This is a genomic window from Algoriphagus machipongonensis, assembly GCF_000166275.1.
GTDB classification, from domain to species: Bacteria; Bacteroidota; Bacteroidia; order Cytophagales; family Cyclobacteriaceae; genus Algoriphagus; species Algoriphagus machipongonensis.
This window is the reverse complement of sequence record NZ_CM001023.1, coordinates 4,115,802-4,142,615: the sequence shown is the minus strand read 5'-3', so window position 1 is coordinate 4,142,615 and position 26,814 is coordinate 4,115,802. Positions and strand designations below refer to the sequence as shown.

At 39.8% G+C, this 26,814-nt stretch carries 25 protein-coding genes and 1 riboswitch; of the genes, 9 read left to right on the top strand and 16 right to left on the bottom strand.

Annotated features, from left to right (window positions below):
• Nucleotide 1: 1 nt before the first annotated feature.
• Together ALPR1_RS17400 and ALPR1_RS17395 are read right to left on the bottom strand one after the other, a co-directional pair.
• Nucleotides 2-652 (bottom strand): SCO family protein, encoded by a 651-nt coding sequence (locus tag ALPR1_RS17400; protein ID WP_008202651.1) that lies wholly within the window; start codon nucleotides 650-652, stop codon nucleotides 2-4.
• Entirely contained in the window at nucleotides 649-1,188 is a 540-nt protein-coding gene (locus tag ALPR1_RS17395) for a CopD family protein (RefSeq protein WP_008202650.1), read from the bottom strand. The genes ALPR1_RS17400 and ALPR1_RS17395 overlap by 4 nt, the downstream gene beginning before the upstream one ends.
• Before the next feature lie 54 nt (nucleotides 1,189-1,242).
• On the opposite strand from ALPR1_RS17395, the gene ALPR1_RS17390 reads away from it, so the two are divergent.
• Genes ALPR1_RS17390 through ALPR1_RS17380 form a run of 3 tightly spaced genes read left to right on the top strand, consistent with a single transcriptional unit; the run spans nucleotide 1,243 to nucleotide 3,385 of the window.
• Nucleotides 1,243-1,650, top strand: coding sequence for a hypothetical protein (locus ALPR1_RS17390; RefSeq protein ID WP_008202649.1), 408 nt, complete (start codon nucleotides 1,243-1,245; stop codon nucleotides 1,648-1,650).
• Nucleotides 1,647-2,648, top strand: coding sequence for a methylmalonyl Co-A mutase-associated GTPase MeaB (gene meaB, locus ALPR1_RS17385; RefSeq protein WP_008202647.1), 1,002 nt, complete (start codon nucleotides 1,647-1,649; stop codon nucleotides 2,646-2,648). The genes ALPR1_RS17390 and meaB overlap by 4 nt, the downstream gene beginning before the upstream one ends.
• Nucleotides 2,645-3,385 (top strand): DUF3298 and DUF4163 domain-containing protein, encoded by a 741-nt coding sequence (locus ALPR1_RS17380; RefSeq protein WP_008202646.1) that lies wholly within the window; start codon nucleotides 2,645-2,647, stop codon nucleotides 3,383-3,385. The genes meaB and ALPR1_RS17380 overlap by 4 nt, the downstream gene beginning before the upstream one ends.
• Nucleotides 3,386-3,401: 16 nt before the next feature.
• On the opposite strand, the gene dnaA is transcribed toward ALPR1_RS17380, so the two are convergent.
• The gene (gene dnaA, locus ALPR1_RS17375) at nucleotides 3,402-4,820 is read right to left on the bottom strand and encodes a chromosomal replication initiator protein DnaA (RefSeq protein WP_008202645.1); all 1,419 of its coding nucleotides are present in this window, start codon (nucleotides 4,818-4,820) and stop codon (nucleotides 3,402-3,404) included.
• A gap of 362 nt (nucleotides 4,821-5,182) precedes the next feature.
• Here dnaA and ALPR1_RS17370 point away from each other — a divergent pair, with 362 nt between their 5' ends.
• The 3 genes from ALPR1_RS17370 to ALPR1_RS17360 are packed head-to-tail and all read left to right on the top strand — an operon-like array spanning nucleotide 5,183 to nucleotide 10,082.
• Nucleotides 5,183-6,583: a methylmalonyl-CoA mutase family protein gene (locus ALPR1_RS17370; protein ID WP_008202644.1), complete on the top strand. Its 1,401-nt coding sequence runs from the start codon at nucleotides 5,183-5,185 to the stop codon at nucleotides 6,581-6,583.
• Nucleotides 6,580-8,700 carry a methylmalonyl-CoA mutase gene (gene scpA, locus ALPR1_RS17365; protein WP_008202643.1) on the top strand — a complete coding sequence of 707 codons (2,121 nt, stop codon included), beginning with the start codon at nucleotides 6,580-6,582 and terminating at the stop codon, nucleotides 8,698-8,700. Before ALPR1_RS17370 ends, scpA begins: the two co-directional genes overlap by 4 nt.
• Before the next feature lie 29 nt (nucleotides 8,701-8,729).
• Nucleotides 8,730-10,082, top strand: coding sequence for an AGE family epimerase/isomerase (locus ALPR1_RS17360; protein ID WP_008202642.1), 1,353 nt, complete (start codon nucleotides 8,730-8,732; stop codon nucleotides 10,080-10,082).
• Here ALPR1_RS17360 and ALPR1_RS17355 read toward each other — a convergent pair.
• Nucleotides 10,074-10,811: a Dph6-related ATP pyrophosphatase gene (locus ALPR1_RS17355; protein WP_008202641.1), complete on the bottom strand. Its 738-nt coding sequence runs from the start codon at nucleotides 10,809-10,811 to the stop codon at nucleotides 10,074-10,076. The genes ALPR1_RS17360 and ALPR1_RS17355 overlap by 9 nt on opposite strands.
• A 138-nt stretch (nucleotides 10,812-10,949) precedes the next feature.
• A complete protein-coding gene (locus ALPR1_RS17350) occupies nucleotides 10,950-12,488 on the bottom strand; it encodes a M20/M25/M40 family metallo-hydrolase (RefSeq protein WP_008202640.1) in 1,539 nt (512 codons plus the stop codon).
• Nucleotides 12,489-12,694: 206 nt separating this feature from the next.
• On the opposite strand from ALPR1_RS17350, the gene ALPR1_RS17345 reads away from it, so the two are divergent.
• Nucleotides 12,695-14,623 (top strand): TIGR00341 family protein, encoded by a 1,929-nt coding sequence (locus ALPR1_RS17345; RefSeq protein ID WP_008202639.1) that lies wholly within the window; start codon nucleotides 12,695-12,697, stop codon nucleotides 14,621-14,623.
• Nucleotides 14,624-14,736: 113 nt separating this feature from the next.
• Here ALPR1_RS17345 and ALPR1_RS17340 read toward each other — a convergent pair whose 3' ends face one another.
• From ALPR1_RS17340 to ALPR1_RS17300, 9 genes are all read right to left on the bottom strand, one after another.
• Nucleotides 14,737-14,994: a hypothetical protein gene (locus tag ALPR1_RS17340; protein WP_008202638.1), complete on the bottom strand. Its 258-nt coding sequence runs from the start codon at nucleotides 14,992-14,994 to the stop codon at nucleotides 14,737-14,739.
• A gap of 61 nt (nucleotides 14,995-15,055) precedes the next feature.
• Nucleotides 15,056-15,505: a YybH family protein gene (locus ALPR1_RS17335; protein WP_008202637.1), complete on the bottom strand. Its 450-nt coding sequence runs from the start codon at nucleotides 15,503-15,505 to the stop codon at nucleotides 15,056-15,058.
• 178 nt (nucleotides 15,506-15,683) lie between these two features.
• On the bottom strand, nucleotides 15,684-16,004 hold the full coding sequence (locus tag ALPR1_RS17330) for a hypothetical protein (protein WP_008202636.1): 321 nt from the start codon (nucleotides 16,002-16,004) through the stop codon (nucleotides 15,684-15,686).
• 65 nt (nucleotides 16,005-16,069) lie between these two features.
• Nucleotides 16,070-16,390 (bottom strand): 2Fe-2S iron-sulfur cluster-binding protein, encoded by a 321-nt coding sequence (locus ALPR1_RS17325; RefSeq protein ID WP_008202634.1) that lies wholly within the window; start codon nucleotides 16,388-16,390, stop codon nucleotides 16,070-16,072.
• A gap of 14 nt (nucleotides 16,391-16,404) precedes the next feature.
• A complete protein-coding gene (locus tag ALPR1_RS17320) occupies nucleotides 16,405-17,409 on the bottom strand; it encodes an NAD(P)/FAD-dependent oxidoreductase (RefSeq protein WP_008202632.1) in 1,005 nt (334 codons plus the stop codon).
• Nucleotides 17,410-17,472: 63 nt separating this feature from the next.
• Nucleotides 17,473-17,922 carry a MarR family winged helix-turn-helix transcriptional regulator gene (locus ALPR1_RS17315; RefSeq protein WP_008202630.1) on the bottom strand — a complete coding sequence of 150 codons (450 nt, stop codon included), beginning with the start codon at nucleotides 17,920-17,922 and terminating at the stop codon, nucleotides 17,473-17,475.
• A 129-nt stretch (nucleotides 17,923-18,051) separates the two neighbouring features.
• Entirely contained in the window at nucleotides 18,052-19,020 is a 969-nt protein-coding gene (locus ALPR1_RS17310) for an ABC transporter ATP-binding protein (RefSeq protein ID WP_008202629.1), read from the bottom strand.
• Nucleotides 19,021-19,022: 2 nt separating this feature from the next.
• Nucleotides 19,023-20,051: an iron ABC transporter permease gene (locus ALPR1_RS17305; protein WP_008202628.1), complete on the bottom strand. Its 1,029-nt coding sequence runs from the start codon at nucleotides 20,049-20,051 to the stop codon at nucleotides 19,023-19,025.
• On the bottom strand, nucleotides 20,041-21,186 hold the full coding sequence (locus tag ALPR1_RS17300; RefSeq protein WP_008202627.1) for an ABC transporter substrate-binding protein: 1,146 nt from the start codon (nucleotides 21,184-21,186) through the stop codon (nucleotides 20,041-20,043). Before ALPR1_RS17300 ends, ALPR1_RS17305 begins: the two co-directional genes overlap by 11 nt.
• A 97-nt stretch (nucleotides 21,187-21,283) precedes the next feature.
• Nucleotides 21,284-21,498, top strand: a riboswitch (cobalamin riboswitch).
• Between the two features lie 129 nt (nucleotides 21,499-21,627).
• Between ALPR1_RS17300 and ALPR1_RS17290 the strand changes: the two genes are divergently transcribed.
• Both ALPR1_RS17290 and ALPR1_RS17285 read left to right on the top strand, forming a co-directional pair.
• Entirely contained in the window at nucleotides 21,628-23,487 is a 1,860-nt protein-coding gene (locus ALPR1_RS17290; RefSeq protein WP_050776410.1) for a TonB-dependent receptor, read from the top strand.
• Nucleotides 23,484-24,536 (top strand): YncE family protein, encoded by a 1,053-nt coding sequence (locus ALPR1_RS17285; RefSeq protein WP_008202625.1) that lies wholly within the window; start codon nucleotides 23,484-23,486, stop codon nucleotides 24,534-24,536. Before ALPR1_RS17290 ends, ALPR1_RS17285 begins: the two co-directional genes overlap by 4 nt.
• A gap of 82 nt (nucleotides 24,537-24,618) precedes the next feature.
• On the opposite strand, the gene ALPR1_RS17280 is transcribed toward ALPR1_RS17285, so the two are convergent.
• Both ALPR1_RS17280 and ALPR1_RS17275 read right to left on the bottom strand, forming a co-directional pair.
• Nucleotides 24,619-25,032, bottom strand: a complete 414-nt coding sequence (locus tag ALPR1_RS17280; RefSeq protein ID WP_008202624.1) for a nucleotidyltransferase substrate binding protein — start codon at nucleotides 25,030-25,032, stop codon at nucleotides 24,619-24,621.
• 156 nt (nucleotides 25,033-25,188) lie between these two features.
• Nucleotides 25,189-26,631, bottom strand: coding sequence for a S1C family serine protease (locus ALPR1_RS17275; protein ID WP_008202623.1), 1,443 nt, complete (start codon nucleotides 26,629-26,631; stop codon nucleotides 25,189-25,191).
• Between the last annotated feature and the right edge of the window lie 183 nt (nucleotides 26,632-26,814).

Genomic DNA, 26,814 nt, shown 5'->3' with positions numbered 1-26,814 from the left:
CTTAAAGTATTTTTGGGATATCTTTAATCAGACGATCTACCTGATCTTCTTTTGTACCATCATACACTCCTCTGATTCTTCCCTGTCTGTCGATCAATAAAAAAGCGCCACTATGAAGAAATCCTCCCGCTTCGTTTTGGTCTTCCATTGCAGTGGTCAAATAGCTGGTTTGACCTATTTCAAATATCTTTTCTGAGTCTCCCGTAAGGAAGTTCCAAGTGGAGGCATCAGGAATACCAAGTTTGACAGAATAATCTTTCAGCACTTCTTGCGTATCATGCTTTGGGTCAATCGAATGACTAAGAATGACAAAATCTGGATTGTCTTTGTATTCTTCATACACCCGCAGCATTTCTTTCTTCATTATTGGACAGATCGTCGGACAAGTCGTGAAAAAGAAATCAGCGACATAGATTTTACCGTTGACACTCTCATTGCTGATAGAATCTCCATCCTGATTGACAAATTTGAAATCAGCAATTTTATGGTAAACAGTATCTTTTTGAATTTTACCGTTTACTTCCACTTCTTCAACATGTGAATTACCTAAGATAGGTAGAGGGCTCTCATCTTGATTTTCTGTGGCTGAATTACACTGCCAAAAGGTAGTGGCCAATAGAAAATAGAAAGGAATTAGTAGTCTAGATTTCATGAATTTTTATTTCGGTAATTTTTATACAGTTTGATAGCAATCATCATCGTGACCCCTAGGCCTATCAGAGCCAAAAGACCCCAAACCATGCTTAAGGTACTTTTTAGGACGATAAGGAATACGATGGCGAATAGTAATAAAGTGGATGCTTCATTCCATATTCTCAACTGTGTGGAAGTCCATCTAGTTCTTCCTTTTTGAATTTCTTTGAATAATTTATGACAACCAAAGTGGTATAGGTAAAGCAGAAGTACAAAGGCAAGCTTTGCCTGCATAAATCCCATTTCCAAGTAACCCATACGGTAGCTTAGTACCCAGGTTCCAAAAATTAACGTTAACACTGCCGAGGGCCAAGTAATAATATACCAAAGTCGTGAGGCCATCATGTCTAGCTGCGGCTTTAATATGTCTCTTTCCTTTTCAGGGCGTTCCATAGCTTCTGTTTGATAAATAAACAAACGGACGATATAGAAAAGCCCTGCAAACCAGGTGACTACGAATATGATGTGTAAAGCCTTTATGTACTCGAAACTCATTCTCAGAATTTTCGGCTAAATTAAGGCCTAAACCTTGTAAACCCTTCAAAGTTCGTGAAAAGCTCCAAAATCATTTTTTATTTTATCATAGCAATTGTCATTTTCCTGGTCGTTTGGATCGGGAAAGAAAGTTTTACTCAACCTGGTCTGGAGAGATTTGATGGGAAATATGAGATGCTATCCAGCTATAGAAATGAAAATAACACCGGGCCTGTAGTCCGAGTGATGGCGGTTAGATCCTTGGATTCAGAAACAGGTTGGATGAAGGAATTTGGAGATTTCCAACCTCATACAAAATATGGTAAGACGATCGTTTTCTTCTTTTCGGAAGAGGTGAACAATGAAGTCGAGCTGGCACCAAAAGCACCTTATTTTCCCTCAGAGCTAGAAGGAAAGGTGATTGCTACTTATGAAAAGGGGCCCATGGGCGATGTGAAATTCAAAGACGGATACCAAGAATGAGGAGGAGGTTAACATTAGCCGAATATAAGAAGGGCGTACTTTCAGGAGATCGAGTAGTTTTAAGCCAAGCCATCACCTTGGTAGAAAGCAAGCTGGAGGAAGATGCAGAACTAGCTTCCCAGCTAGTTCAGGAAATCCTGCCTTCCACTGGCAATTCGCTAAGGGTTGGCATTACAGGTGTTCCTGGAGTTGGCAAGAGTACCTTTATTGAATCCTTTGGCAATATGCTTTTGGAAAATGGGAAAAAGCTGGCCGTTTTGGCTGTGGACCCGAGTAGTCAAAGAAATAAAGGAAGCATTCTGGGAGATAAAACTCGAATGGAAACTTTAGCCTCCAATAAAAAGGCTTTTATAAGACCAAGCCCTGCAGGAAATACACTTGGAGGAGTGGCTGCAAAAACAAGAGAAGCTATGTTACTTTGCGAAGCTGCTGGCTTTGATGTTATTTTGATAGAAACCGTAGGGGTAGGGCAATCAGAAACCGCGGTAAAAGGAATGGTGGATTTTTTTCTGTTACTAGTTTTGGCAGGAGCAGGAGATGAGCTTCAAGGGATCAAAAAAGGTATTATGGAAATGGCTGATGGAATCCTCATTCATAAAGCAGATGGGGAAAATAAATCAGCGGCTAAAAAAGCGATAAGCTCTTACAAGAGTGCACTACATTTGTTTCCTCCTGCAGCCAATGGTTGGTATCCTCAGGTATTGACAGCCTCTTCCTACACCAAAGAAGGGATAGATGAGGCCTGGGAAATGATCATGAAATTTGAGTCTCAAGCAAAAACCTCAGGTTATAAAGAGGAAAATAGAGTCTCCCAAAGGTTGAACTGGCTTGAAGAAAACCTTCAAACGCTTTTGGGAAATAGGTTTTATGGAGATCCAGAAATTCAGAAACAACTGGATAAAAGTAAGGAGCAAGTGGCAAAAGGAGAAGTTAGCCCCTTGGTTTTGGCCAGAGAATTGATTGGGTTATTCTTTCGCAACGCAAACCAACTCAAATGAAATCCTTCTACTATTTACTATTGCTCATTGCTTTAGGATGCTCTTCTCCGGGAAATGAATCCAAAAAGGAATTGGTGTTTCATACAACAGAGTTTTCTGCCGAGAGTTGTGAAGATGAAAAGTGCGCAAAAGTCTTTGTTTCCTATCCAGTCGCTGCCGAAACTGAAGTAGGGAAAAGGATAAATGATGAAGTGATGAATCACCTGATGGTCTACTTTCGACAGGATACAGTTTTTGCTGATTTAAAGACTGCTTCTGATGATTTTATCCAGTCTTATGAGGAATTCAAAAAAGATTTCCCTGATGCCCCAGGAGAATGGTTCAATACAATAAATGCGACGAAAACTTATGAGTCAGATAGTTTGGTCAGTATTGAATTTTCCTCGAGTGATTTTTCTGGAGGAGCTCACCCTAATTCCTCTGTGAATTACCTGATTTTCTCCAAAACCAAGGGAGAATTACTTTCTAAAGATCAATTCATATTGGATCAAGACAAGCTATTGGAAAAGACTCGAATTGCTTTTAGGGAATTTCATGATATTCCTATGGGAGTAACCATTGCCGAAGATGATCGATTTTTTATTCCTGAAACAGGGTTTTTCCTTCCTTCTGCGATGGGCTATGAAGGCGATACCTTTTACCTGACTTACAATCCCTATGAAATAGGACCTTATGCGCTAGGCTACACGGATTTAGAAATTCCCTTAAGTGAATTAAATGGTATTGTGAGGAAGTAGTCTGGGGAATGCTCCTTTAATAAGAACGCATTTTGAACTTCTTTTTAAGCTCATTGACTGCATTTCGAAAAGAACTGTCTGTTTCCATCAAATCGTTGACAGTTTGAACTGCATGGATCACGGTAGAGTGATCTCTGCCACCAAAATGATAGCCAATGGATTTTAGAGAATGGTTAGTGAACTCTTTTGAGAAATACATGGCTACTTGACGCGCTACCACGATTTCCTTTTTACGTGTTTTGGCTTTCAAGTCATCCAAGGCAATCCCGTAATATTCAGAAACTGTTTTTTGGATGTAATCTATACCTACTTCCGTTTCGATGTCCTTGATGATGTTTTTCATCACGGTTTTGGCAAGCTCCAGGCTAATCTCCACTCTGCTTAGAGAAGCATGAGCAATCAAAGAAATCAAGATTCCTTCTAGTTCTCTAACATTGGTGTCAACTGTATAAGCGAGGTATTCTACTACATCGTCAGGAATGAATATCCCCTCGGACTGCATTTTTCTACGAATGATCGCAACTCTCGTCTCGAAGTCAGGCATTTGCAGATCAGCTGTCAATCCCCATTTAAACCTGGAAAGCAATCGTTCTTCAAGACCTTTCAAATCCCTTGGAGGACAATCTGAGGTCATGATGATTTGCTTTTTGTTTTGGTGTAAGTGGTTGAAAATATGGAAGAACATTTCTTGCGTTCTGTCTTTCCCTGCCAAAAACTGGATGTCATCGATGATTAATACATCCACTTGCATATAAAAATTGGTAAAGCTTTTTACGTTTCCGTCTTTGATAGAATCCATGAACTGGTTCACGAATTTTTCTGAAGAAACATAAAGCACAAACTTGTCTTCAGGACCATTTTTTATTTCGTTTCCGATCGCCTGAACTAAGTGTGTTTTTCCTAATCCCACTCCTCCATACACCATTAATGGGTTAAAAGAAGTAATTCCAGGTTTTGTAGCTACTGCAAAGCCAGCTGATCTTGCTAGTCTATTGCAATCTCCTTCAATATAAGCACTGAAGGTGTAGTTGGGATTAAGATTACTTTTGGTCAATGCCTCAGCATCCAGAGATTTCATCTCAAAAGGAGTTCTTTGCTCTTCTACTGGTGCAGCAGCTCCTTTTTTTGAATTATTTCCCTGAGGATAGGAAACTACATAAGGCTGGTTTGAAGAATTTCCTCTGTCTACCACTACCGCATATTCTAACCTTCCACCTTGACCGAGTGTAGTTTTAATGGCCAGCTTTAAAACTTGTACGTAGTTATCCTCAAGCCATTCAAAGAAAAATTGACTTGGTACTTGAATCGTAAGGTTTGTACCCTCCAGTTTTACAGGATTAATAGGCTTAAACCAAGTTGAAAAGCTCTGCTCATTGACGTGTTGCTCTATAACACGTAAACATTCATTCCAAACTGCGCTAGCTTCTGAACTCATTAGAGAAGATTTCTGAAAATCTGATGACCCCTGAGATAACAGGGGTGTCAAATTTGAAGAAAAATCAGGTAAATAAAAAATTCAAATAGACTTGAAAATGTGATTTTTTACACTTTTGAAATAATCCGCGAAATCAAATTTTGTATTTAAAATCTGACCAAACAATTAATAATCAAACCGGTTTTTGAGAAAATAATATTCCGAGGCAATTTTCAGGTTTGTTTTGACTTGAGCTTCAATGAATTACAAGGTTCGTTCGAAGACGGTAATTTCAAGATGATTCATTTCGTGTCTTTCCCGATCAAATGGTTATTTTTGAATAGAGGCCATATTTAAATTAAACCCAACTATAACATACACCCATGATTGAAGAACCTTTTTTTGATTTTTCTCCAAAAAGTAAAAATGATTGGATCGATCAGGTAAAAAAAGACCTGAAAGGAAAAGATTTTGATCAAAATTTAGTTCAGCAAGTTTGGGGAGAAATTCCTTCTCAACCTTTTTATACATTGGAGGATTTACCTGAAAAGTTAGCTGATTTAAAGTTTCATGAAGCCCCGACCTTACCAGGTACTTCACCAAGAGTTTGGAATAATGTGGTTCCTGTTTTCCCGGGGGAAGAGAAAAAAACAAATGAGGAAATTCTTCATGTTTTGGATCATGGGGCTGAAGGGTTGGTGTTACATCTTCAGGGAGATGAGAATCTTCATGAGCTTTTGAAAGGAGTGATGACAGAGTTTGTACAGCTTTACTTTATTCCTAAAAACCCAAAACTCGTTTTCAACCAGCTGGTAGAATGGGTAGAGAAGCTGCAAATCAAACCAAGCATGCTACAAGGAGGGATTTTATGGAGTCCTGCATCCGAGTTATTTAATAAAGGAGAAGGTTTTGAAGAGGGGATTGATCTTGCAGTGGAAATGATAAACCGTTTTTCAGAATACCTAGACTTTTATCCTGTAAGCTTGGATACCGTTAGATATGCTGATGCTGGGGCAAATGGAATTCAGCAGCTTTATCTGGGGATGGGGGAGATGATAGAATTCATGGATGCCATGATAAAAAAGGCTGTTTCACCTGCGATGCTTTATAATAATATGGCTTTTTATGCCGCTGTGGGTGATGACCATTTTCCAGAAATAGCAAAATTAAAAGCACTACGACTCCTATTGTTAGAGCTCGCCTTTAATATGGGGCAGGAAATAAACCCTTCTGAACTTCACTTGGTCGTAACAACAAGTTTATGGAGTAAGTCTTATCTTGATAAAAACACAAATCTAATTCGACAAACTTACGAAGCCATGGCAGCAATACTGGGAGGAGCCAATACCCTTTTTGTAAGACCATTGGAAAGGGAAAAGGCAAGCCAATTAGAAAGTAGAGTGGCTAGAAATATTTCTGCTGTTTTAAAGGAGGAGGCTTATCTGGATAAAGTTATGGATCCGTCCGCAGGTTCTTATTATTTAGAAAACCTCATAAAGGATATCAAAGCAAAAGTCCTAGAAGAGCTAGAATTTTTGGAAGACAATGGAGGTTGGCTAGAAAGTTTTCACAAGAGAGAAATTCATTTTCTTGTAAGATCGGAACGAGATAAAATCCAAAAGGAAATATTAGAGGGGGGAATTGTCAAAGTAGGTGCTAATAAATACTTGTCTAGTCAAGAGGAAGACAGAAAGGATTTTGAGGGTCTTCAAGAAAAGGACTTTGAGCTAAGACCAAGTCGGGCAACCTATTTATTGGAAATGGAAAAACAAAAGAACTCATGAGACCTGATCTGAAAAATTGGACTGTATATCATCCGGAAAGGAAGACAGAACTCTCTGAAAAGTTTTGGGAAACAGCCGAAAAAATAGAGGTTCCTTCTGAGTTTGATCCTAAGGAAATAGCCAATCTCAAGCATATTCATTTTATAGCTGGAACGGCACCTTACCTACGAGGTCCCTATAGATCTATGTATGCAATGCGGGCTTGGACGATACGTCAATATGCCGGATTTTCTACGGCAGAGGAGTCCAATGCATTTTATCGGAAGAATTTGGAAGCCGGGCAAAAGGGGCTTTCTGTGGCTTTTGATTTAGCAACCCATAGGGGCTATGATTCGGATCATCCAAGAGTGTTAGGGGATGTTGGTAAAGCAGGTGTGGCTATTGATTCGGTCGAGGATATGAAAATTCTCTTTGATCAAATTCCCTTAGACCAAATGTCTGTTTCCATGACCATGAATGGAGCGGTAATTCCCATTTTGGCTTTTTACATTGTAGCTGCAGAGGAGCAAGGGGTTAAGCCCGAGCAATTGAGTGGTACCATACAAAATGATATTTTGAAAGAGTTTATGGTGAGGAATACCTATATCTATCCTCCCCAACCTTCCATGAAAATCATTGCAGATATTTTTGAATATACTTCTCAGCATATCCCCAAATTCAATTCAATATCCATCTCTGGCTACCATATGCAAGAGGCCGGAGCTACAGCAGACATTGAACTTGCCTACACGCTGGCAGATGGCTGGGAGTATTTGCGTACTGGTGTCAAAGCGGGAATGGATATAGATGATTTTGCTCCAAGGCTTTCATTTTTTTGGGCGATTGGGATGAATTACTTTATGGAAATCGCAAAAATGAGAGCAGGAAGAATGCTTTGGGCTAAGATTGTTCAAAAATTTAACCCGAAGAATCCAAAATCATTAGCCTTAAGAACCCATTGTCAAACTTCAGGTTGGTCACTTACTGAGCAAGACCCTTTTAATAATGTTACGCGCACAGCGGTGGAGGCCTTGGCGGCAGCAATGGGAGGAACACAATCTTTACATACCAATTCTTTGGATGAGGCAATTGCTCTGCCTACTGATTTTTCGGCAAGAATTGCTAGAAATACCCAGCTTGTATTACAAGATGAAACGGGGATTACCCATGCGGTGGATCCTTGGGGAGGTTCACATTATGTTGAGTATTTGACCGATCAACTAGTGCAGAAAGCTTGGGGTTTAATAGAGGAAGTGGAAAGCCTTGGAGGAATGGCCAAAGCGATTGAATCAGGTGTTCCAAAATTAAGAATCGAGGAAGCTGCTGCTAAGAAGCAAGCTAGAATAGATAGTGGAAAAGATATTATTGTAGGAGTTAACCGATTCAAAGTAGATGGGGAGTCAGAGATAGAGGTAAGGGATGTAGACAATGCAGAAGTTAGAAAATCTCAAATAGCCAGACTTCAGGCCATCAAAGAAAAGAGGGATCAACAAGCAGTGGATAAAAGCTTGCAAGCATTGACTGATGCTGCAAATTCAGGAAAAGGGAACCTATTGGGTTTGGCGGTAAGTGCAGCCAGAAATAGAGCTACTTTAGGAGAGATTTCCAGCGCCTTGGAAGAGGTTTTTGGAAGGCATAAAGCTCATAATAAATCAATAACAGGCGTATATTCAAAGGAAGTGGAAAACCAAGAATCATTCAAAAAGGCCTTAAGCCTGTCAAATCAATTTGAGGAACTTGAAGGTCGTCGGCCTAGAATCATGGTTGCGAAAATGGGGCAGGACGGTCATGATAGAGGGGCAAAAGTAATTGCTACAGGGTTCGCTGATTTAGGCTTTGATGTAGATATAGGTCCTCTTTTTCAGACCCCTGAAGAAGTAGCTGAGCAGGCCATTGAAAATGATGTACATATCGTAGGTGCATCTTCTTTGGCTGCAGGTCATAAAACATTAATTCCTCAATTAATAGGGGCATTGGATAAGTTAGGCAGACCTGATATCATGGTAGTTGCAGGTGGGGTTATTCCTACAAAAGATTATGATTTCCTAAAAGATGCCGGGGTTGCTGAAGTCTTTGGTCCGGGAACAGTTCTCTCTGAAGCTGCTATCAAAATTTTGGAGAAATTGATGACAGACTGAAAATGAAAATAAACTACCATTCCTCATTTATGAATCAAGCTTTAAGTTTCCTTGTCCTGGCTTCGTTCTTTTTGATTTCTTGCGAAAAAAATATCGAAAGGGATCATTCAAAAGAGAATCTAGCGGATGAGATGGAGCATCACTTGAAAACAGAAGTTCTGGATAAATGGTATCCACAAGCCATGGATACAATTGATGGAGGTTTTTTGAGCAATTTCACATATGATTTTCAACCTGGAGAAAAACAGGAGAAAATGATTGTCACCCAGTCCCGGCATGTGTGGACAAACGCGAAAGCTTCAAAAAAATATCCCGCCATTGATTATTACAAAGAAGGAGCTGCTCATGGCTTCGACTTCCTAAAAAATAAAATGTGGGATGCAGAAAATGGAGGTTTTTATTGGCTGGTAGACAAGCAAGGGAATCCAATAGGGAATCCCATGAAAACTGCCTATGGAAATGCATTTGGGATTTTTGCCCTTGCTGCCTATTATGATGCATTTGGAGATTCTGCCAGTTTGGAATTTGCCAAGGATGCGTTTTATTGGCTAGACCAGCATGCACATGACTCAATAAATGGAGGTTATTTTCAGCATTTGGAACCTGATGGAAAACCCATCGTCAGGCCTGATGATACATCTTCCCTTTCTGATTTAGGATATAAAGATCAAAACAGTTCCATTCATATTCTCGAGGCTTTTACTGAATTGTATCATGTTTGGCCAGACCCTTTATTAAATGAGCGTTTGGAGGAAATGTTATTGCTGATAAGGGACCAGATAGTGACCGATAAAGGCTATTTGACCTTATTTCTTTACCCTGATTGGACTCCTCTGACTTTTGTAGATTCCACTGATGAAGTGATTTTGGAACATCACAACCTAGATCATGTTTCCTTTGGACATGATGTGGAAACGGGATTTTTATTGATAGAGGCTTCGGAAACCTTGGGGTGGGATAATGATAAAACTACACATCAAATTGCTAAAAAGATGATAGATCATGCACTGGAAAAAGGTTGGGATGCTGAAGTAGGAGGGTTTTATGACGAAGGCTATTATTTTAAAGACGGGTTTAGAATTACCCATGATACAAAAAATTGGTGGGCACAAGCGGAAGGGATGAATGCGCTTTTACTAATGGCCGAATTGTACCCAGAGGATCCAAATGACTATTATCAGAAATTTTTAGTGCTTTGGGAATATACAGACAGCTATTTGATTGACCATGAAAATGGCGACTGGTATTCTGGAGGTTTAGATAAACAACCCGAACTCAAAACCGTGGGAAAAGGAAATATTTGGAAGGGTATTTATCATCATTACCGATCTCTGGATCATTGTATTGATAGGTTGAGGGAGATGGACGGCCAATTAGATTAAATCTGTGTACCAAAATCCAAAGGCATAAGGATCTTCTTTTTTATGATCATCCTGAAAACAGTCATTTGAGTCTTCCTTTTTTGGAGCTTCATATTTACGATAAACTGTTTCGCCTATTTCAAAAGGAATGGGTTTTGAAAAAATAGGCCCATCAAAAACAAACGTATGAAACTCCCCGTTTTCGCCACATGGATCCACATTTTTTGGCAGGTCTTTCAAAAAATCTTCGTCGATGACCCTGCCTGCAAAACTCTGATCCAGGTATTTTTCATTCACACAAGTGGTGATCGTTTTGAAGCCCAAATCAATAAATTCTTTGATCAATTCTCCAGTAGGTTGTTTCCATAAAGGAAACTCTCCTTTTAGTCCAACTTCAGAAAGCTTTTGTTCTCGGTATTCTCTTAAATCCTCTAAAAAAATATCTCCAAAAATAGAGACTTCCGCTCCTTGATTTATTAAAGGCGTTAAAGCCATTCTCATTGCATTTTCATAATTCTCCATGGTCGGAACATCTGGAATCATCATTTCTGTAGCAGGCAATCCTATGCTTTCAGACTGAAGCAGAAGAAGCTCTTTCCTTACTCCATGCATGGATATGCGTTGATGTTTTTGACTGATACTGGTAAGAAGAGAAAGGATTTCGAAGTTGTCAGCTTGCTGAGTTTTGTAAAGTGCAAGTGCTGAATCTTTACCTCCGCTCCAATTAAAAATAGCTTTTTGCTTCGTCATAACGGTGTGAAATTTTACTCGAAACTAATTCAAAAATATGAATATCTGCAAACCTTTCTTTGGGATGATTTTGACCTGTATAGAAAAGAAAGCCCGATTCTCATGAGGAGCAACCGGGCTTTCTGATGCTGCAAAAGATCAATTTCTACTAGGCAATTCTTTTCTAGGTAGTTTTTCGTCTCTTTGTGCGGTTTGATATACAAAAGTCGCCACTATGACTGCCATTTGTTTCAAATCATCTATCATCAAACGCTCATAGGTATCCATGTTGGTGTGATGCGTTCTGCTTCTGTATTCGATCGGATCTTGAATAAATTGAAAACCTGGAAGTCCTACTCCATCAAAAGCTAGATGATCCGTCCCTCCTGTATTTCGAAGTGTAATGGTCCTGTTTTCTATCAAATCATCAACAGGTTTAAACCATTCATCTACGATAGGTTTCATCGCCTCATTGCCTTGAAGATAAATCCCTCTGATTCTACCCGTTCCGTTGTCAATGTTGAAATATCCAGAAAGCTTTTCATGTTCGGGTAAGAGCTCCATAGTCGTTCGATCACCAAAGTGGTTGGTTACATAATTTCTAGAGCCATGAAGTCCTTGTTCTTCCCCTCCCCAAAGGGCAATTCTAACGGTTCTTCTTGGCTTAAGACCTGCTGCCTTCAGTATTCTGACTGCCTCCATCATTACAATACATCCAGCAGCATTATCAGTGGCGCCATTAGCTCCATGCCATGAGTCCAGGTGTCCACCCAGCATAACCAATTCTGATTTTAAGCTAGGGTCAGAGCCAGGGATTTCCGCTATGACATTATATCCTTGAAGATCATCAGTTAAATATCGGGTCTTGATTTCTGCCTCTACTTCTACTTCTACACCATTTTCGGATAATCTGGCGATCAGGTTTACATTTTCCGGAGCTGTTTCCAACTCAGGAATTCCCTCTGGTGTGTCTTTGAGGTAACCTCGAGGACTACTGGTGAATAATGTGCCATGTCTTCCGTTTACGCCTTTAATAATTAATGCTGCCCCTTCTTCCTTTAAGAATTCTCCTACACGGATGGCAAATGCTCTGGCATCTCTAAAAGCTTGGATTTGTTCTGGAGTATAGCTGCTTCCGCCGCTTTCACTTGGTGGCTCTGCCATTTGGTCTAACTGCTCTTCAGTAAAACGAATAGCATCTGCCTCGAATGTTGGGCTGGCATCTCCAGTGGGTTTAACAGCAATGATTGCCCCTTTTAATTTCCCCTTATATTTTTCAAGATCCTCTTCTGTTTTTGCGTCGATGAGAATCACTTTTCCGCTAATTTCTCCAGCTGTACTTTCCGTCCATGCTTTTGGAATTGCGATAAATGGCATGTAATAGGGTTTGGTCATGGCTACATAGCTCTTCTCCATTTCCCAGCCTCGGCCAAATTCACCCCAAGCCTCAGTATGTGCATTTTCCAGTCCCCAATCTGTGAGCTGCTTGACAGCATATTCTGTGGCTCTAACATAACCTTCCGAATTGCTAAGTCTAGGCCCCGCTTTATCCACAAGCTCAAAGGCTATATTTTCAACTTGAGAGTTGTTAAGGCCTTCATTTTTAATCTTTTCTATGGCATTTTGATCAATCTTCTCCTGACAAAATGCAAAGCTTGCAACAAACAGTGCTGGAAGCGCGAGTAATAGTTTTTTCATGGTGTGTTTATAAGGTAGATGGTTTTTCCAATTTAGCTTAGAAAGTGATGAATTCCTGATAAATTAAATAAATGGTGAAGAAAAATGATAGTTTGAGTTCAATCAGGTAGGTAGGAAATAATTTATCAAACATGTTGTTTGCTGATCGAATTTTAGGAAATTATAAGTTCTCCGGAAGAATTTTAAACCCAAGCGATTTTTAAAAGATGGACAATGGCATTTTTATTTATGACAATGAGCTAGAAAAGGATGTCCTTGAAAAGGCAAAAGAAAACTTTGGAGAGCGGGCGAATGATGGAATAGCTTTTCAGAACCTTAACATCTCAGATTTTTCCAAAGGGGATCTACTTATCTGCTTGATTTCAGATGCTCAATTGAAAGAGCTAATAACTCAATTAGAGGAGAAAGAAATATTTATTGCATTGCTACCACATCCCGAATTGATTCATGGACAAAAAGGTTTTGGAATCAACCGGAGCATGGAAAAAGCACTTGAGGAAATTCATGAAGCGGAAGAGATTCCACCTATTGACTTGATGGTGGTAAATGAGGAGTTAGTTTTGAATTCATTGGTGATCGGTGAGTCATTAAGTATTTTTTATGGGGATAAGTCAGGTAGTTTTTGGAAGGATTTAAAAAATAGAATTACACAGTTTACCAAGCTGTTTAGAAGAGTGAAACTTCAGGCCGTAGATATAAGTTTTCCTCAAAAAGAAGAGGAGAAAAAAACTGTCTCCACAGCCTCAATGGGGATTCTTGCTGTCGCCCAATGTCAAAGTAATGTTGTTTTCAAGAGAATTATTCAAGATTCCGGTTTAAATGATAAGTTGATTCATGTTTTGATTTTAGCTCCCAAGAGTTTGATTTCAATGATCCGCTTTGGTTTGCAAAACTTGTTTTTTCCGATTAAAGGCAATCGACTTCCAAGATTTGTAGGGTATGTCGCCTCCGAAGAAATCAACCTTAAAGTGGATAGTGAAATCCATTATGCTATTGATGGGGAAGAAAAAGAAGTGGAGGAGATCAATATCCAAATGATAAAGAACCCGGTGCATTTATTGCCAGGGGCCAGTGTAAGAAAAGAGGAAGTTGGTGATGGGAAGGAAATACAAAACTTAAGCACACTTCCTACAGGTAGGTTGAAGGAGGAATTGACTAGAGGTTACTTGCCATGGGTAAGGCATGCTACTTCTGAGGAATTTAAGGACTTGTTTAAACTTCTTAGACAAAATTCACAGACCACGGGAAGTTATCTGGTTTTGATGGTGCTATCTACGATGATTGCAACCTTTGGATTATTTGGTAATTCCTCCCCAGTAGTCATTGGGGCCATGATTTTAGCTCCATTGATGGCACCTATTATTTCCCTATCTATGGGGATGCTTCGTCAGGATGATTTACTGATCAAAAATAGTTTAGTGACGATTTTTTGGGGAGTGATATTAGGATTGATTTTCTCCATGATTATTACCTGGATTACTCCGCTTCAGATTTTGAATGATCAAATCCTTGCCCGAATACGCCCGAATTTATTGGATTTGGGGGTTGCGGTGGCCTCAGGAATGGCTGGCGCATATGCCTATAGCAAGGAAGAAATTGCAAAAACCTTGGCGGGAGTAGCCATATCTGTGGCTTTGGTGCCGCCCTTGGCTGTGGCTGGAATCGGCTTAGGTTGGGCTGACTGGAATGTGTTTTTTGGAGCAATGCTTTTGCTTGGAACCAATTTGGCTGGGATCGTTGTGGCAGCAGCATTAACTTTCCTTGCATTAGGGTTTAGCCCCTTTCGCCTGGCGAAAAAAGGCTTGATCATCAGTGTTGTATTATTGGTCTTGATTGCCACTCCTTTGGCGTTAAGTTTTACCAAAATGGTGAGTGAAAATCGTATTATTCAGGAGTTAAGTGGAAAAGAGATTCCTCATGGATTGCTTAGAAATGTGACTGTAGTAAAAATGCAGCCTTTAAGACTTGCTGTCACCATTTTATCTGAAACTGATCTTCAGGATGAGGATTTTCAAGAAATCAGATCAGAAATAGAAGAAAAAATAGGAAAACCAATTGAGTTGGAATTGACACTAGGAATTCGCCTCGGAGAAGGGGAGCAAGGGGGTGTGAGCAATACCATCTTCACCAATTAATAGGTCAAAACTGCTTTCCCGTTTTCGCAGGAAACTCTAGAAGGTGGACCTACATACATGCAGTCTGAGAAAATGCCATTTTCGATATTGTATTCATTTTGAAGCTTAGTGTATTATTTGACTAAGTCTAAAAATTCACTCTCATTAATTTCTGAAGAATAGGCAATATAGCTAGCTGGCCCTCCGCATGCTTTGCTTCCTATCGCAGTGAATTTCCAATTAGAAGAATCAGTGCAGTTTTTTGATTCAGAAATAGAAATGATCCTCTCATATAACTCATCCATTTCTGATAATTCATACTCTTTTTGATCACTATCAAAAAGCTGACAGCTGCTTAAAATTAGAAGAAGGGGAATGAATAGCTTTCGCATAATTAGCTTTGAATTTCATCAATGAAACGTGTAAAAAGCCTAAAACGCTACCTTTCAAAAGTTAATTTCCTGCCGGAAGCATATTTCGGATGGCCGAAATTTTCCAGCCTTTTTTATCGACAATTGTGAAACTACTCCACATTTTTCGGACACTTCCATCTGAGTTTTTGATTTCGTATCGAGCATCAACTAGCGCAACCTCATCGCTTAAATACCGTATTCTTTCCACATGAAGGGTCCTTTCACCTGGGTTACTGGTAGAGCTTTCCATCATTCCTTTGATCGCAGTATCAATTCCTGATCGCCATTCTCCTGATGATACCAACTGGTCAATGTCTTTGGTAAGAATTTTTTTAAGCAAGACGGTGTCTTTTGTGTCTCTGGACTTAGAATAGGAATTGATCAGGTTAAGTATTTCTTGAGATTCAGCTTTGGACTGAGGAGAAGTTTGGGAAAAGGAGGTACTTGATAAAAGTATAAAAAAGGCAAATATGATTAAGCGATACATCATTTTTGAGGTTGATTGAATTATACCTAATCTACATCATCTTCTGCAATAAACATTTAAAAAAGGATCGAAACCTCAAGTTAGAAGCCTGCTATTGTGAGATGAATCAAAAAATGATTCAAAATATTATCGAAGAAGCTAGTAAAAATCGAGATGATATGATTTAGATACTTCAAGATACTTATTGGAGATTACGAGAATAAATTTTGTAAACTAGTAATTCCTGCCCCTTTTTCAGGTAAACATGGTACATTCCATCTGCCTTTTGAGGATCTGAGATATAGAATTCATTTAAGCCTGAGCCTTTGAATTCCTCATAAATTTCAAATTTGACCTGTAAAAGAGTGGGGTCTATATCGTATGAACTGATTTCAAGAACTTTGCCCGAGGCAATATGCGATGATCTCCTGAATGCCTCGTCAAATCTCACATTTGCGCATTCACAAGCTATCAGTTTAGATATGAATAAGAATAAAATACCTAACAAGTATATTTTCTTCATGCTTTAAAATAAGAAAAAGCCACCCATTTCTGAGTGGCTTTAAGAATATTTAGCACAGTAAAAACTTACTGATCTTCTCCTCTTAATTTGATCACGGATCCTTCTAAAATATCTCCTATGCGGATTTGACAGGCAAGTCTAGAAGTAGGATAATATTCAGGCAAGTTTTCCAACTGGTCTAATTCCATATCGGTTGCTTCTCCTAATTCATCTTTTCCTTCCAAAACTTCCACATGGCAGGTGGCACAAAGTGCCATTCCACCGCAAGTGGCTAAAACAGGATATTCTGAAGCTTTCAGAATTTCCATAAGGCTAAAGCCCATATCATCTGGGGCTTCTATTTCTTGACGATTCCCGTCGTGATCTTCTACTGTGAAATTAACCATTGTCAAAAATACGATTAAAATGTATTTACACCATTAACGGTTGTGTATTTGAAACTTAATTTTTGGTCTGGGTACACATACTTGAAAGCAGAATGCATCATGATGGCAGCTTCGTGGAATCCACAAAGGATTAATTTCAACTTACCTGGATAGGTGTTGATATCACCAATTGCATAGATTCGCTCCACTCCAGTAGAGTAGTCGCGTGTGTCTACTTCAATAGCATTCTTATCAATGCTCAATCCCCAATCTGCTATTGGACCTAATTTAGGACTTAATCCAAATAGTGGAATCAAGTAATCGGCGTCAATTTTTATTTCTTCTTTTGCCTTAGACAATAGGGTGACAGAATCTAATGTACCATTTCCTCCAACAGTCTTTAAGTTGGCAGACAATATCAAATCAATTTTACCTTGGTTGGCCAAGTCAAAAACTTTCGCAGCTGAATCGGGTGCTCCACGGAAAGTTTCATTTCTGTGTACCAAAGTCACTTTTTCTGCAACATTAGCAAGGAAAATAGTCCAGTCCAGTGCAGAGTCTCCACCACCTGCTAATACTACTTTTTTATCACGGAAAGTTTCTGGGTTTTTCACCATGTAAGTGATTCCCTTTCCTTCGAAAGTTTCAAGGTTTTCGAGAGCAGGCTTTCTTGGTTCAAAGCATCCAAGTCCACCAGCAATGATAATCACCTGCGCATGCACATGTGTTTTATCGCTAGTCGTAACGATATAAGAGCCGTCCTCCTGCTTATCTAAATGATCTACTCGCTCACCCAATGAAAAAGTTGGCTTGAATGGTTTTGCTTGCTCCATCAAGTTGTCCACCAATTCTTGAGCCTTTACCTCAGGATATCCTGGGATATCATAAATAGGCTTTTGAGGGTAGATTTCTGACAACTGCCCGCCTACCTGTGGAAGTGCATCGATCAGGTGGCAACGCATTTTTAGCAAACCTGCTTCAAAAATTGCAAAAAGGCCAACTGGGCCGGCTCCGATGATACAAATATCAGTGTTGATCATGGTTTTTTGACTTTAAAGGGTAAATCCCGGATGAATGCTTTATTAATAATCGCTCTTAACTACTTATTCTTCTGCTCCTTGCCCACCAAGATTTTTATAGATGGTGTTCAGGATTCTTTTAAACTCTTCAAAATCCGATTCGCTGAGATTTTCCCAGGCTTTTTCACGGATTTCTAAAATTTGTGGACGTAAAGCTGTTACTTTCTTTTCTCCCGATTTTGTCAAATGAAGTTGAAAACTCCTTCTGTCCATGGGGTGGGGAAGACGCTCTACATATCCTTTTTTACACAACAAGTCTATAATCCGTGTCAGCGTTGGGTGGTCCTTAAATACAAGTTGGGCCAACTGAGTCTGACTGAGATTTCGATTTTCTGATAGGTTTTTTAATACAACCCATTGGTCGACTGTGACATCAAAATCTCCTGATTTAAACTGATGCTGGGCATACTGTTTCACTTTTCGCGCTGTACGGTCCAGAAGAAACGAATACCTTGCAAATTGCTCGTGTGTCATACAAATAATTAGTGTGACAAATATATGAAATTTCTGGATTGTTAAAACTATTCTCTATAAAAATTATAGGGTTTGTGATATTTTTGACAAAACTAAGGAAATCAATGGTTTTGAGAAGTATGGCAGCTATTAAATTTTGAGATTTTCGAAGAAGCTTTCCAGACTGTCGAATATCTTCCCATTAAACTTAATTTGAAAAGGTGTGTTTTTTACTTCTATGACTTGATCAAGTGAGGGGATTTGACGCTTTAAAAGGGCTTTTTGAATCCAAAATACCGAGGAAGGATCACCTATTATTTCCCAAGATGGAGGGAGCGCTTTCTTTTCGATTTTACCTTTTTCAGGGTCAAAATGAAACTTATCTCCGGGGAGAAGACTATTGATTTTTCCAGATAAGACCAATTCCTCAGGCAAACCAGAAATAAGGGGGATTCCACAATTTAGTAACCAAAATCGATCTGCGGTTTCCAGGGCAATCTCCAAATCATGAGTGACCACCAAAATGGCTTTTTGTTCCTGGTGACAAATTTCTTGTAAAAGATGCATGATTTCATAGCGATTGACCAAATCCAGATGCGCGGTTGGTTCATCTAAAATCATGATTTCTCCATCTTGAGCGAGAGCTCTGGCAATCATGGCTTTTTGCCTTTGACCATCGCTGATTTCCGTAATCCTTTCGTCTTTTAGGTAGCCTATTTTCGTTAAATCCAGCGCCTTTTCTACCTGTTCTTTGTCAGTTTTATCGAGTTTTCCGGACCAACCCGTATGGGGAGTTCTGCCTAAGGAAACTAGTTGGCTTACTGTCATATTACCAGGAAAAGTAGGCTCGGTTAATACGACAGAAAGCTTTTTTGCTAGTTCCAGATTTGGGATGTTGGAAACATTGGTTCCTTGGATTGTTAGTTCCCCTTTCCAAGCGGGTAAGTCTCCTAATATACCTTTGATCAAAGTAGATTTTCCCACCCCATTTGGACCTAGAAGACAGGTGAGTTCACCGGCGTTCAGCTCAAAATCTAATCCTTCTAAAATCAATTTTTGAGTATCTCCTTTTGGGTATCCCAAGCTTAAATCTCGTCCAATGATCACGGCCTTTTTCATACTCAAAACTCTTTGCTGAAGTTCTTTTTTAAAACTAAACTAATCACAATTGGAGCCCCAATCAGTGATGTAACTGCGTTAATTGGCAATGTTTGAGCAGATCCCGGCAGCTGGCTGATGGAGTCGCATAGAAGTAAAAGAATCCCGCCAAATATTCCTGCAGCAGGAAATAAGATCCGGTGATCAGCTGTTTTCCAAACCATTCTTGCTAGATGGGGAACAGCAATCCCAATAAACGCCACAGGTCCGCAAAAAGCAGTGATACTTCCTGCCAATAGCCCTGTGCTAATAATCATTAACCAGCGAACGCGAGTTGGGTTTACTCCCATGCTTTTGGCATAAGACTCGCCTAGCAACATGGCATTATAGGATTTGACTAAGGCAATTACTGGAATTATTCCCAGTAAAATGATGATGCATAAAACCCAGACTTGAGACCAACCTAAGCCCCCTAGGCTTCCCATGGACCAAACAGTAAAAAGCTTTAAGGATTCGGCATTTGAGTAATAGGAAAGAACTGAGATAATAGCAGATACTCCAGAGCCAAACATCAACCCAACTATGAGTAAGGTCATACTGTCTTTGATTCTCCAGGCTACAAAAATAACAGCAAGTAAGACAAGGCTTGCACCCAAAGTACCTGCCAAAGCGATCGCCCAGGCATTGAAGTCAGAGCTGTTTGCAAAACCGAATATTGTACCAGCCAACATGAGTATTGCGACGCCAAGGCCTGCTCCCGAACTAATTCCGAGTACAAATGGTCCTGCAAGTGGATTTCTGAAGAAAGTTTGCATTTGAAGACCACTCAGACTCAGTCCAAATCCTGCTAAAATCGCCACTAAGGCCTTTGGTAAGCGATAATTCAAAATGATTTGTGAGTGAGAGGTCTTTGCCCATTCTCCAGTAAAAATCCCTTGAATAATTTCTGGAATGGAAATATATACCGAACCCAAACTCACATTGAGCAGGAAAGCTATTATTAGGAGTATTGCTCCTCCAACTAGAAATAATGTGGTCTTATTATTTTTCATCCAATTGCTGATAAAAATACAACTCATAACCTGGAATTAAGTCTGGGTGAAGTATTTTGATCAAATCTTTTAGAATCAAATCTGGTCTCATATATCCCAATTCAAAATACTCCAGTCCTCCAGTCGGACCTTTTTTCTGAGTGTAAGAATAAATATTTCCATTTTTGAAAGCTTTAAATGCTATATATCTGGGCTCCATCTCACCCATCTGTTTTATAGATGGAAAATCAGAGGAACCAATCCAAACCTCTGAGTCTATTGCTCGGTCTAAGACAAATTCGTAATTAAGCTGTAGGCTTCCGGAGCCTTTTTGATCATTGAAAATATAATTTCCCCCAGCATTTTGTAGGATTTTGGCACCCCAACTGTCGGCTCCTGGAGCATACCAGATGTCTTGGTACATCACTCCGCTTAAAACGGAAGGACGCTTGTCATCTGGAATGTTTTCCGTGAGATTTACTGCCTCGAAATAATCGTTTTCTACCTCTTCAAAAATCTCACTTGCTTTCTCAAAATTTCCTAAAAGAACACCAGTGAATTTTATCCATTCGGCTCTACCCAAGGGATGCTGTTCCACATATTCACCATTAATGACAGGATTGACTCCGGCATTTTTTAATAAATCCAAATACCGAATATCATCCCCAAGGGTTGAAATCATCACCCATTCGGCATCGGTATCTATGGTCATTTCGGGATTGGCAGATGGACCAGAGCCTAAATCCATCACTTTTCCAGCGTCTACCAATGCCCTTGTTTTTTTGGAAGATATTAAATCTGTATCTGGAAATCCGATTAATTTATCGGAGGAATTTAGCATGTCCAGATGTGGAATATGGGTGGTGGAGGTAACAACAATTTTAGAAACAGGAAGCTGTATTTCTGCGTCAAAATCTCCTGTTGGTTTTTCTTCTCCTTTCTCTAAAATTAAATACCGAAAAGATTTTTCGGCACCCGTCCAAGGTTGAGAAACTTCAATCTCCCAAAAGCCATTTCCTTTGAAAAGTTGGAATCCTTTGGCATACTTTAATTCAATTTTTTCTAAAGTAAACTCCTTTTTATCATGCTGCTGAGAGCATGATAAGATGCTGAAAATCAGACCAAAAATAAAGGGGGGTTTTAAAAGCTTATGCATGGTGGTGGAGAGGTAATCAATTTTCAAAGTAAGCTTGAGAAATTTCCAGTTCCAAAAAAAAGAATTTAGGGAAGTTCTTTTTTGATAGGATTCTCTTTAAGTTTGCAGCGAAATTGGTTCCCATGAACAGCATACTTGGAATTGGGATTAATAGGGAATTCGGTGAGAAACCGAAGCTGTCCCCGCAACTGTAAGCTCAGTGGATTTTCCACAAAGGATTTTGTCATCCTCGCCATTGGTTCAGTGTTTTTCGAACTGAGAAGGCAGACAAAATTGAGCAAGCCAGGAGACCTGCCATTTCGATGATTCTGTGCTTTCGGAGGAAAAGCAAGGGAGGATTTACCGAACTCGAAATCAGCTATGCAGATTTCGAAAAGATTCAATTCTTCTATTTTCTCTTCAAGTCTGAATCGAATAACGCTCAGTTTATTTCGATTAGGCATGATTTTGCTTTTGTGGACATTTGCAATGCTCGGATATAATCCGGTACCTCAGGATACGCTTCTGCTGGAGGAGGTGGCTGTCTATGCCCCAGAATTAGACCGGTTTTCACAGGGTCAAAAAGTTCAGGCTTGGGATTCAGAGACGCTAAAAGAATTTCAGGGCAGGACTTTATCTGATCTTTTGCAGGAAAGGTCGCCCGTGTTTGTTCGTCAATATGGGGCAGGTATGATTGCCTCCCCATCATTTCGAGGCACTTCTGCTGGACATACCGCAGTTTTTTGGAATGGAATCCCCATCAATAGCCCTTCTCTGGGTCAAAGCGATCTCTCCATTGTTCCAATTGTGGCGATAGATAAAGCAAGCCTGCAATTTGGGAATGCCGGAGCCTTGTTTGGAAATGAAGCAATTGGAGGGAGTGTGCATTTGGGCTCAGCTTCCTCATTTTCAAAGGGTGTTCATTCCTCACTAAGCCAGCAATTTGGAAGTTTCGGGAAAGCAAATACCTACTTAAAAGGCTCTTTTTCCAACGAAAAACTAAGCCTTTCCACAAAGCTCTATCGTGAGTTTTCGAAGAATAATTTCACTTTCAAAGATCTGGGCCAAATCGGCACGCCAGAAAGAAAAGAAGATCATGCTCAAGTACAACAATGGGGCCTAGTTCAAGATCTAGCTTGGAACTTGAAAGGTAATCAGCAACTCAAGGCATCGGTATGGTTTAACCAAGCTGATAGAGAAATACAACCTGTGATGGGCTCTACCTCACATGACCAGCAAGAAGATCAAAGTTTAAAAGCAGTTCTTGATTATTCCATTTTTGGAAATGGTTCCGTATTACAGTTCAAGACTGGGATGGTGAAAGATGAATTGATTTTCAACGGAGGGCTAAGCAAAACGAGTCAGTATTTTCTAGGAGGTGATTGGGATAAAGCCTTTTCAGATAAATGGACTTTTAAGGGAGGTTTACGATATACCAGAGTGGTAGCTGAATTGAGTAGCTATGATAAGAAAGATGATAGGTTGGAAGGGTATTTATCTCTCAAATATCAAGCAAAGGAGAATCTTGCTTTTTCTACCAATTTCAGAGAGGTTATGTATCAAGGCGATTTGATGCCTTTGACACCTAGTATTGGTATGGATTGGGGATTTTGGGAACGAGGAGAGCATTCACTTTTACTAAAAACCTCGATTGGAAAAGGGTTTAAAATCCCAACTCTCAACGATCGATTTTGGGAGCCAGGAGGCAACCCTGAACTACTTCCAGAAGAAAGTTGGAGTGGTGAGTTAGGGATTGACTGGAAGGTGGAGGGTGATATTCAATGGCAAAACGGGCTTACCTATTATCGGATGAGTGTGGATAATTGGATCATCTGGCTACCGAAAGGGTCTGTATGGACTCCTGAAAATTTGAAACATGTGAGCAATCAGGGAGTGGAATATCAGGGGAGTATTTTAGGAAATATTAGTGACTGGAAATGGGGGCTGGATTGGTCTTACACTTTTAGCAGAGCTGTGACAACGGAAGGAATTAGTGAAAATGATCCTGCAATTGGAAAACAGCTGCCCTATACTCCCCAGCACCAGGCAAATGCCAAATTACGACTTGGCAAAGGGGGGATTTCAACCTATTTGAGTACTTATTATGTGGGGCAAAGGGCCATTACAGCAGATAATCCCAGGTTGATGGATCCCTATCAGCTTTTTGATTTAGGGATTTCTTTCCAAAACTTAAGGTGGGGAAAAGTGACCCTGCCTATCAGCATTCAAATCAATAATTTATTCAATACTGACTATCAGGTGCTCTACCTGCGGGCCATGCCCGGAAGATCTTTTCAATTTAATTTATCAATCAATTTATGAAGTTAAAATTCAACCAGCTATCCTGGGCATTTTTGCTCAGTGTCATCCTTTTTTCCTGTAATGATTCAGGATCGGAACAACCTCTTGGAGAATATGAACAGGGGATTCTCATCATGAATGAAGGGAATTTTGGGACCAATGATGGGGAAGTATATCATTTGGATCCGAGCACGGAAGTACTAAAATCCAATATTTTTGAGGCTGAAAACATGAGGCCTTTTGCAGGGATTTTGGAAGACATGGTTCCTGTAAACGGCGCTTTGTACTTAGTAGCAAATACCGGTAAAGTTGAAGTTGTAGATGCCGGAACGTTCAAAAGTTTAGGAGCTGTTTCTGGTGATTTAGACCAGCCTAGATCTATAGCTGTGGCAGATAGCAAGCTTTTCATTTCTGACTATGGTCCATATGATGAATCCTACGCCACTCCAGATTCATACATTGCTGTAGTAGATGGAGTAAATGGCGGAATGGTCAGCAAGAAAATTGAAGTTTCCAATAAACCGGAAGATCTATTTACCTATGGTAAATATGTGTTTGTCGCCGGCTCTGAAGAGGGGAAAGTAGAAGTAATTGATGCTGAAAAAGAGGAAGTGATAAAAGTATTGGAAGTAGATGGTCATCCCGCTCAATTTTTTGAGTCTGAGGGAAGGCTTTGGTTGTATTCTACTGATTCGGAAGAAGTTTACTTTCAGTCATTTCACATGGATAACCTGACTAAAGCGACGACAAGTACATTGCCTGTAGCAAATGCAACGGGAAGAATTGCTTTTGGAAATGATGATTTATTTTACTTGCTCACCAGTACTGGCTGGCCTGATTATGTAGATGGAGTGGCTAGAGTTTCTGTAGTTGGGCCTGAATTGGATTTAAATTGGATCGAAGGTTCAGGTTTTTATGGAATCGGTTTTGACCAATCTAGAGATGAGCTGTACTTGGCAAATTCAAATGGATTTCAAGGTAATGGAACAGTAACAGTTTACTCAAAAGATGGGACTGAAATAAGAAATTTTGAAGTGGGGAGAGGACCTTCAGGATTCTTGTTCTACTAAGAATAAATCTATTTTATTTAAAAAAGAAGAGCGGTTAACTGGGGAAGTTAACCGCTCTTTTTATTGCAGGAATCCCGAATTATTAATTCAAGATTTTAGTCATGGTTTCTTCAAATCGCTCGAATAAGTGAATGTATTTATGCTGAATGTTATGCAGAAACTTTTCTTGCGTATCAATCTCATAAACTGGATTATATTTAATTCTATCGATAACAATGTCCAGCCAGCCTTGACCGTCATCTATGATATCGGCATGAAAAGCCTCTGCAGTCAAATCTCTGGAACCTGAATAGGGGCCTTTGCCCTGTTTCAGAAGAAACTTTGACATCAATTTTAAAGCTAATTCGTGAGCAACCTCAAAGGTGACAATAAGCTCGCGTGCCTGAGGCTCCGGTAAGCCATTTTTCTTTGCTCGTTGAAGGTACACCCTCAAGTCTTCCAATGCAGAATCAAATTCTTCCAAGCATTGTTCACAGGATTGTGGTAGGGTCTTCATGGGTTTCTAAAATAAAGTCATCAAAAGTTTCTGATTTAAATTACGAAAAATGACTTGATTTACTATTAAAAAATGGATCAATAATTCGACTTTTATCCATTTAAGAAGCAGGTAATATGGGGAGCCATGAGACATTCCTTGGCTCCCCAAAATATATTATCGAATAGAATAACTTTGCATAAATGGTTGCCCACTCGTTGCAACTCCTTCTAACAGCAATTTACCACTATAATCTTCCAGGAATTTGCCGACAGTTTTAGGGTCAAGTGCAGGCTCACGATTGATTTGAGTGATAATAAACCCTTCTCTTAGACCTAAATCCCTAAGGTATCCTCTCGTCATACCGGTAATTTTGATCCCATAATCTATCCCCATTTTATCTTTTTCGATCGTGTTGACCGCTTCTAGTTTTGCTCCTAATAATGTGGAACTGTAGTACTCTCTTTTAAGAATCCCTTCTCCACCTTCGAGGTTTTGGAGTTTAAGTTGAGCAGTTTTTTGATTGCCGTTTCTCGAATAGGTGATGGGCAGATTTTGTCCAGGATAATAATAAGATAGGGCTTCCTCAAAGCTACCCATTCCGGAAATCTCTTGGTTCCCAAGTTTGGTTATCACATCATTCCTTTGTAATCCAGCTTCTTCGGCTGCCCCATCCCTGACTACATGTGTGACGATCACTCCATTTAAGGTGTTGATGTTCATTTCCTCAGCGAGTTCTGGTGTGATTTCTACCGCTTCAATGCCCGGGATAGCTTTTTGAACTTCTCCGTATTCGATGAGGTCATTGGAAACTTTCATAGCGATGTCCACGGGAACAGCAAACCCATAACCTGTGTAGGATCCTGTACGTGAAAGAATTGCGGTATTGATTCCAACCAATTCTCCATTCACATTCACCAAAGCTCCTCCAGAGTTTCCTGGATTAATTGGTGCATCGGTCTGTATAAAACTTTCCAAAGGGAAATCTCCTCCAAGAATATTGATTTGACGCTCTTTTGCTGAGACAATCCCGGCAGTTACAGTAGAAGTGAGGTTAAAAGGGTTTCCTACCGCCAAAACCCATTCGCCTATTTGAAGGTTTCTACTACTTCCCTTTTTAATAGCAGGGAGGTTAGTTGCTTCTATTTTGAGGACCGCTATATCCGTGTTCTTATCTGTGCCTACAAGCTTGGCTTTATATGTTTTTTTCTGATGAATGACTTCTATTGTTTCAGCCCGGTCGATGACATGATTGTTGGTGACGATGTACCCGTCTTCCGAAATGATCACTCCAGAACCAGAACTTACTTGTTGAGAAGGTCCAGAACCAAAGAAGTAATCAAACATGGAGTACCTTCTTGGGTCTGTACCAGAAAAGTTTTTGATAAAGACTACTGATTGAGTACTGTTTTCTGAGGCTTCCACAAATGATAGTGGAGGGTTGGTCCTTGTACTGGTCGAGGGTTTATCCCAATTGGAGACCAAGCTCATCTCTGGATTATTGTGGGTCGAAAAGCTGGGTGGATAAGCTGGTTCGTTCAAGTTTAATTGGGTCCAAACTGCAGCTCCTGCAAGTCCCGCTAGGAAAGATACTCCGGTAGTTTTGATAAGACTTTTCATAATTAATGAATTTATCAATTTGACGTAGTGAAGAAAAATGTGTTGGAAGACTTCACACTTTTTAAGAAAGTGTAGCCCTTTTAATAAAAAAAATGAGCAAAAATTAGCCCATTTGGGAAAAACTGACGGTTTGTACAAGGAAAAGTCTAGGCATCTTGTAATTTTGTCAGCTCATTGGGTAAA

Coding starts and splice junctions, on each gene's coding strand:
- ALPR1_RS17360 (WP_008202642.1), top strand. CDS start 8,730: ATGAATCAAGCTTTAAGTTTCCTTGTCCTGGCTTCGTTCTTTTTGATT.
- ALPR1_RS17345 (WP_008202639.1), top strand. CDS start 12,695: ATGGACAATGGCATTTTTATTTATGACAATGAGCTAGAAAAGGATGTC.
- ALPR1_RS17380 (WP_008202646.1), top strand. CDS start 2,645: ATGAAATCCTTCTACTATTTACTATTGCTCATTGCTTTAGGATGCTCT.
- dnaA (WP_008202645.1), bottom strand. CDS start 4,820: ATGAGTTCAGAAGCTAGCGCAGTTTGGAATGAATGTTTACGTGTTATA.
- ALPR1_RS17300 (WP_008202627.1), bottom strand. CDS start 21,186: ATGCATAAGCTTTTAAAACCCCCCTTTATTTTTGGTCTGATTTTCAGC.
- ALPR1_RS17350 (WP_008202640.1), bottom strand. CDS start 12,488: ATGAAAAAACTATTACTCGCGCTTCCAGCACTGTTTGTTGCAAGCTTT.
- ALPR1_RS17290 (WP_050776410.1), top strand. CDS start 21,628: ATGATTTTGCTTTTGTGGACATTTGCAATGCTCGGATATAATCCGGTA.
- ALPR1_RS17305 (WP_008202628.1), bottom strand. CDS start 20,051: ATGAAAAATAATAAGACCACATTATTTCTAGTTGGAGGAGCAATACTC.
- ALPR1_RS17285 (WP_008202625.1), top strand. CDS start 23,484: ATGAAGTTAAAATTCAACCAGCTATCCTGGGCATTTTTGCTCAGTGTC.
- ALPR1_RS17275 (WP_008202623.1), bottom strand. CDS start 26,631: ATGAAAAGTCTTATCAAAACTACCGGAGTATCTTTCCTAGCGGGACTT.
- ALPR1_RS17315 (WP_008202630.1), bottom strand. CDS start 17,922: ATGACACACGAGCAATTTGCAAGGTATTCGTTTCTTCTGGACCGTACA.
- ALPR1_RS17355 (WP_008202641.1), bottom strand. CDS start 10,811: ATGACGAAGCAAAAAGCTATTTTTAATTGGAGCGGAGGTAAAGATTCA.
- ALPR1_RS17280 (WP_008202624.1), bottom strand. CDS start 25,032: ATGAAGACCCTACCACAATCCTGTGAACAATGCTTGGAAGAATTTGAT.
- scpA (WP_008202643.1), top strand. CDS start 6,580: ATGAGACCTGATCTGAAAAATTGGACTGTATATCATCCGGAAAGGAAG.
- meaB (WP_008202647.1), top strand. CDS start 1,647: ATGAGGAGGAGGTTAACATTAGCCGAATATAAGAAGGGCGTACTTTCA.
- ALPR1_RS17330 (WP_008202636.1), bottom strand. CDS start 16,004: ATGAAGAAAATATACTTGTTAGGTATTTTATTCTTATTCATATCTAAA.
- ALPR1_RS17370 (WP_008202644.1), top strand. CDS start 5,183: ATGATTGAAGAACCTTTTTTTGATTTTTCTCCAAAAAGTAAAAATGAT.
- ALPR1_RS17400 (WP_008202651.1), bottom strand. CDS start 652: ATGAAATCTAGACTACTAATTCCTTTCTATTTTCTATTGGCCACTACC.
- ALPR1_RS17320 (WP_008202632.1), bottom strand. CDS start 17,409: ATGATCAACACTGATATTTGTATCATCGGAGCCGGCCCAGTTGGCCTT.
- ALPR1_RS17325 (WP_008202634.1), bottom strand. CDS start 16,390: ATGGTTAATTTCACAGTAGAAGATCACGACGGGAATCGTCAAGAAATA.
- ALPR1_RS17310 (WP_008202629.1), bottom strand. CDS start 19,020: ATGAAAAAGGCCGTGATCATTGGACGAGATTTAAGCTTGGGATACCCA.
- ALPR1_RS17395 (WP_008202650.1), bottom strand. CDS start 1,188: ATGAGTTTCGAGTACATAAAGGCTTTACACATCATATTCGTAGTCACC.
- ALPR1_RS17335 (WP_008202637.1), bottom strand. CDS start 15,505: ATGATGTATCGCTTAATCATATTTGCCTTTTTTATACTTTTATCAAGT.
- ALPR1_RS17340 (WP_008202638.1), bottom strand. CDS start 14,994: ATGCGAAAGCTATTCATTCCCCTTCTTCTAATTTTAAGCAGCTGTCAG.